Genomic DNA, 5717 nt, shown 5'->3' on the forward strand with positions numbered 1-5717 from the left:
GGGGAGTGTTCGCTGGCGTTGGCCGGTGGTGTGACGGTGATGTCGACGCCTGTGGCGTTTGTGGAGTTTTCGCGGCAGCGGGGGTTGTCGCCGGATGGGCGGTGCAAGGCGTTCTCGGAGTCGGCCGACGGTGTGGGCTGGTCCGAGGGCGTGGGCGTGGTGGTGTTGGAGCGGCTGTCGGACGCGCGCCGTAATGGGCACGAGGTGTTGGCGGTGGTGCGGGGTTCGGCGGTCAACCAGGATGGTGCGTCGAATGGTCTGACGGCGCCGAATGGTCCGTCCCAGCAGCGGGTGATCCGTCAGGCGTTGGCGAGTGGGGGTCTGTCGGCTTCGGATGTGGATGTGGTGGAGGCGCACGGCACGGGGACGAGGTTGGGTGATCCGATCGAGGCGCAGGCGTTGTTGGCCACGTACGGTCAGGATCGTAAGGCGGACCGTCCGCTGTTGCTGGGGTCGGTGAAGTCGAACATCGGTCATACACAGGCCGCGGCGGGCGTGGCTGGTGTGATCAAGATGGTGATGGCGATGCGGCACGGTCTCTTGCCGCAGACCTTGCATATCGACACACCCTCGTCCGAGGTGGACTGGGAAGACGGCGCGGTCGAACTGCTCACCCGGGCGGTCGAGTGGCCGGGGACCGGGCATCCGCGGCGCGCCGGCGTCTCGTCCTTCGGGATCAGCGGTACGAACGCCCACCTCATCGTCGAGCAGCCGGGTCTCTCCGCCCCTGTCGACGGCGGGCTTGAGGAGTCTTCGGACGGCGTCGGTGTGGTGCCGTGGGTGGTGTCGGGTGCGTCGGCGGCGGCTTTGCGTGCCCAGGCGGGGCGGCTGCTGTCGCATATGGGGACTGGTGGTGGGCTGGGGTTGCGGGATGTGGGTTGCTCGCTGGCTGCGGGCCGGTCGGCGTTTGAGTATCGGGCGGTGGTGCTGGGCGAGGACCTGGAGAGCGCGGCGCGGGGCGTGGCGGCACTGGCCGCGGGTGAGGCTGATGGGGGTGTGGTCGAGGGTTCGGTGAGCGAGCAGCGCAGGATGGCGTTCCTGTTCGCGGGGCAGGGTGCTCAGCGGTTGGGGATGGGGCGTGAGTTGTATGGGCGGTTCCCGGTGTTCGCGGGGGCGTGGGATGAGGTGGTGGCGGAGTTGGATCCGTTGTTGGGTGTGGCGTTGCGGGATGTGGTGTGGGGCGAGGACGAGGGGTTGCTGAATCGGACGGAGTTCGCTCAGCCTGCTCTGTTCGCGGTTGAGGTGGCGTTGTTCCGGCTGGTGGAGTCCTGGGGGATTGCCCCTGACTACTTGGTGGGGCATTCGGTCGGGGAGATCGCGGCCGCCCATGTGGCGGGGGTGTTGTCGCTGGCGGACGCGTGTGCGCTGGTGGTGGCGCGAGGCCGGTTGATGCAGGGGTTGCCCGCGGGTGGGGCGATGGTGGCGGTGCAGGCGGCGGAGGATGAGGTGCTGCCGCTGCTGTCCAGCGAGGTGTCGATCGCGGCTGTCAACGGTCCTGGTTCGGTGGTGGTGTCCGGGGCTGAGGAGACAGTGTTGGAGATCGCGGAGCGGTTTGCGGCGCAGGGGCGGAAGACAAGCCGGCTGCGGGTGTCGCATGCGTTCCACTCCCCGCTGATGGACCCGATGCTGGAAGAGTTCCGTACCGTGGCCGAAAGCATCTCCTACCAGCCCCCGGCCATTCCGGTGGTCTCCAACGTGACGGGCGGCCTCGCGGCGGAGGAGCAGCTGTGCTCTGCTGCCTACTGGGTGGCTCACGTCCGTCAGGCCGTACGGTTCGCGGACGGGGTACGGACCCTGGCCGACGACGGCGTCACGGTCTTCGTGGAGCTGGGGCCCGACGGGGTGCTCTCCGCCCTGGCGCAGGAGTCTGCGCCGGAGGAGGCAGCGCTGGTGCCGGTATTGCGCAAGGGCCAGGGGGAGGAACGGTCGGCCCTCACCGCCCTCGCTCGGCTCCACGTACGAGGAGTGGAGGTGGACTGGTCTCCGCTGTTCGCGGGCGCCCGGCGGGTGGCCCTTCCCACCTACGCCTTCCAGCACGAGCGGTTCTGGCCAGCGGGTACGGCGAGCCGTGCCGGCGATGTACGCGCGGCCGGCCTTGGTGCGGCCGACCATCCGCTCCTGGGTGCCGCCGTCGAGCTCGCGGGTGCCGGGGGACATCTGTTCACGAGCCTTCTGTCGACGCGGTCCCACCCGTGGCTGGCGGATCACCGGGTGATGGGGCGGCTGGTGGTGCCGGGTACGGCGCTGGTGGAGCTGGCGCTCCGGGCGGGTGACCAGGTCGGCTGCGACCGGGTGGACGAGCTCACCCTGACCGCACCGCTCGTGCTTCCCGAACAGGGCTCCGTACAGCTGCAGCTGACCGTGGGCGAACCGGACGAGACGGGCAGCCGCCCGGTGAGTGTGCACTCGCGGCCCGAGGGCGCGGAGGACACACCGTGGTTGCGGCACGCCACCGGTACCCTCACCGCCGCCGCGTCGCCGTCCTTCGCTGAACTCGGCGAGGCGACGCCGGATGCGAGGGTGTGGCCGCCGACCGGGGCGGCGCCGCTGGACCTGGACGGCTTCTACGAGCGCCGGGCGGCCGCGGGCTTCGACTACGGCCCGGCGTTCCAGGGCCTGCGGGCCGCGTGGCGGTTGGGCGACGAACTGTTCGCCGAGGTGGACCTGTCGGAGCGGATGGAAGCAGACGCGGCGGCCTTCGGCCTGCACCCCGCGCTCCTCGACGCCGCTCTGCACGTGGCCGTATTGGATGATGCGGACTCGGACACGAGTGCCGTGCCGTTCTCCTGGTCGGGGGTCTCGCTGCGGGCCGTGGGCGCCTCCTCGGTACGCGTGAGGTTGTCACGTCGCGCGGACGGCGCCTTGTCGATCGCGCTCGCCGATCCGTGCGGTGCCCCGGTGGCCACGGTGGACTCCCTGGTGGTGGCCGAGCTCCCGGCCGAGCACGGGGACGGCGGCGACGGTGTCCCGGACGTCGCGCGTACCTCCATGTTCCGTCTGGACTGGGTGGCGACACCCGCGGCGGCCCCCGTCGGCGAACAGCTGGCGGTCGTGGGCCCGGACCCGCTGGGCCTGGTCGCGCTGGTCGAAGAGGGCGGCGCGGCGGCGGAAACGCACGCCGATCTCGCCTCGCTGGCGGCCGCATCGGAGGCCGCGGCACCGGGCATCGTGCTGGTGCCCGTGGTTGGCGGCGACTCCGGATCGCCGGTGGTGGAGTCCGTACGTACCACCACGACCAGCGTGCTGGAGCAGCTCAGGACCTGGCTGGCGGAGGAGCGGTGGGCGGATTCCCGGCTGGTGTTCGTCACACGTGGCGCGACGGCCGCCGCCGACCTCGCCGCCGCCTCGGTGTGGGGTCTGGTGCGCTCGGCCCAGACCGAACACCCCGGCCGGTTCGGTCTGATCGACCTAGACCTAGACCTCGGCCTCGATCTCGACCCGCAGTCCGGCCCCAGCGCCGACCGCGCCGTCGACGGCGTGAGGGCACCGGGATCGCTGCTGCTGGAAGCCCTCGCCTCCGCGGAGCCGCAAGTGGCGCTGCGCGACGGCGCGATCCGGGCGGCCCGGCTCATCCGCGTCCCCGCACCCGACGGGACCTCGCCGGCATGGGACGGCGAGGGCACCGTGCTCATCACCGGAGGCACGGGAGGACTGGGCCGGCTGGTGGCCCGCCATCTGGTGGCCGAGTGCGGCGTACGCCACCTGGTGCTGCTCAGCCGTAGTGGCCCGGCCGCCGACGGCGCCGGGGACCTCGTCGCCGAGCTGACGGCTCACGGCGTGGATGTCACCGTGGCAGCGTGCGATATCGCCGACCGCGACGGGCTCGCCGAGGTGTTGGCCGGGGTGTCCGAGGCGCATCCGCTGTGGGGAGTCGTCCATACGGCAGGTGTGCTCGACGACGGCGTGGTGGAGGCACTGTCGCCGGAGCGGATGGTGAACGTACTGCGGCCGAAGGTGGACGCGGCGTGGCATCTGCATGAGCTGACCCGGGACATGGATCTCTCCGTCTTCGCCCTCTTCTCCTCGGCGGCGGGCGTGTTCGGCGGAGCCGGCCAGGCCAACTACGCGGCGGGCAACGCCTTCCTGGACGCGCTGGCCGAGCATCGACGTACGGCCGGTCTGCCGGCCGTATCGCTCGCCTGGGGCCCGTGGGAGCCGGTGGGCGGGATGACCAGTGCACTGAACGAGGCCGACCTGAGGCGGATGGCGCGCTCGGGTATGCAGGCGTTGTCGGCCGAACAGGGGGTGGCGCTGTTCGACGCCGCCCTGGCGAGCGGCGAGGCCGCCGTCGTACCCGTCCGGCTCGACCTGCCCGCGCTGCGCACCCAGGACGAGATCCCCTGGCTGTTGCGCGGACTGGTCCGGGCCAAGGCCCGCCGCGCAGCCGTCGCGGGCTCGGGGGCAGCCGCCTCGCTCATCCGGCGACTGAGCACGCTGACCCATCGAGAGGAGCGGCGTGACGCCCTGCTGAGCCTGGTACGCGGCCAGGTGGCGCTCGTACTCGGGCACGTCGGAGCCGAGTCCGTCGAACCCTCCCGGTCGTTCCAGGATCTGGGGTTCGACTCGCTGACGGCGGTGGAGCTGCGTAACCGGCTGAACACCGCTACGGGGCTCCGGCTGCCCGCCACCCTCGTCTTCGACTACCCCAGGCCCACCACCCTCGCCGACTACCTCATCGACGAGCTGTTCGGAGCCGAAACCGAGATGTCGGCGCCGACCCACCCCCTTCCCGCCACATCCGACGACCCGGTGGTGGTCGTGGGGATGGCCTGCCGCTACCCGGGTGGGGTGCGTACTCCCGAGGACCTGTGGCGGGTGGTCTTCGAGGGAGTCGACGTGGTCTCTGGCTTCCCGACCGACCGGGGCTGGGATCTGGAGGCGCTGTACGACCCGGACCCGGACCACCTCGGCACCTCCTACACCCGTGAAGGTGGGTTCCTGCGTGACGTGGGGGGGTTTGACGCGACGTTCTTCGGGATGAGTCCGCGTGAGGCGTTGGCGACGGATGCGCAGCAGCGGCTGCTGCTGGAGACGTCGTGGGAGGCGTTCGAGCGGGCCGGGATCGATCCGGTGTCGCTGCGGGGCAGCCGGACCGGTGTGTTCGCCGGGGTGATGTACAACGACTACGCCGATCTGCTCGGCGGGGGTGAGTTCGAGGGCTATCAGGGGAACGGCAGCGCCGCGAGCATGGCCTCGGGCCGAGTCTCCTACACCTTGGGGTTCGAAGGCCCGGCGGTCACGGTCGACACGGCCTGTTCGTCGTCGCTCGTGTCGATGCATTTGGCGGCGCAGGCGTTGCGGGCGGGGGAGTGTTCGCTGGCGTTGGCCGGTGGTGTGACGGTGATGTCGACGCCTGTGGCGTTTGTGGAGTTTTCGCGGCAGCGGGGGTTGTCGCCGGACGGGCGGTGCAAGGCATTCTCGGAGTCGGCCGACGGCGTTGGCTGGTCCGAGGGCGTGGGTGTGCTGGTGTTGGAGCGGCTGTCCGATGCGCGCCGCAATGGACACGAAGTGCTTGCCGTGATGCGGGGTTCGGCGGTCAACCAGGACGGCGCGTCGAATGGTCTGACGGCGCCGAATGGTCCGTCCCAGCAGCGGGTGATCCGTCAGGCGTTGGCGAGTGGAGGTCTGTCGGCTTCGGATGTGGATGTGGTGGAGGCGCACGGCACGGGGACGAGGTTGGGTGATCCGATCGAGGCGCAGGCGTTGTTGGCCACGTA

The 5717-nt window shown here is 70.9% G+C and carries 1 protein-coding gene; it reads left to right on the forward strand.

All coding sequences use genetic code 11. From position 1 onward, the window contains the following. On the forward strand, positions 1–5717 hold a 5717-nt coding region (locus ACWDSL_RS51425), incomplete at both ends, for an SDR family NAD(P)-dependent oxidoreductase (protein WP_450496430.1).

The sequence above is a fragment of the Streptomyces sp. NPDC000941 genome, from assembly GCF_053599555.1.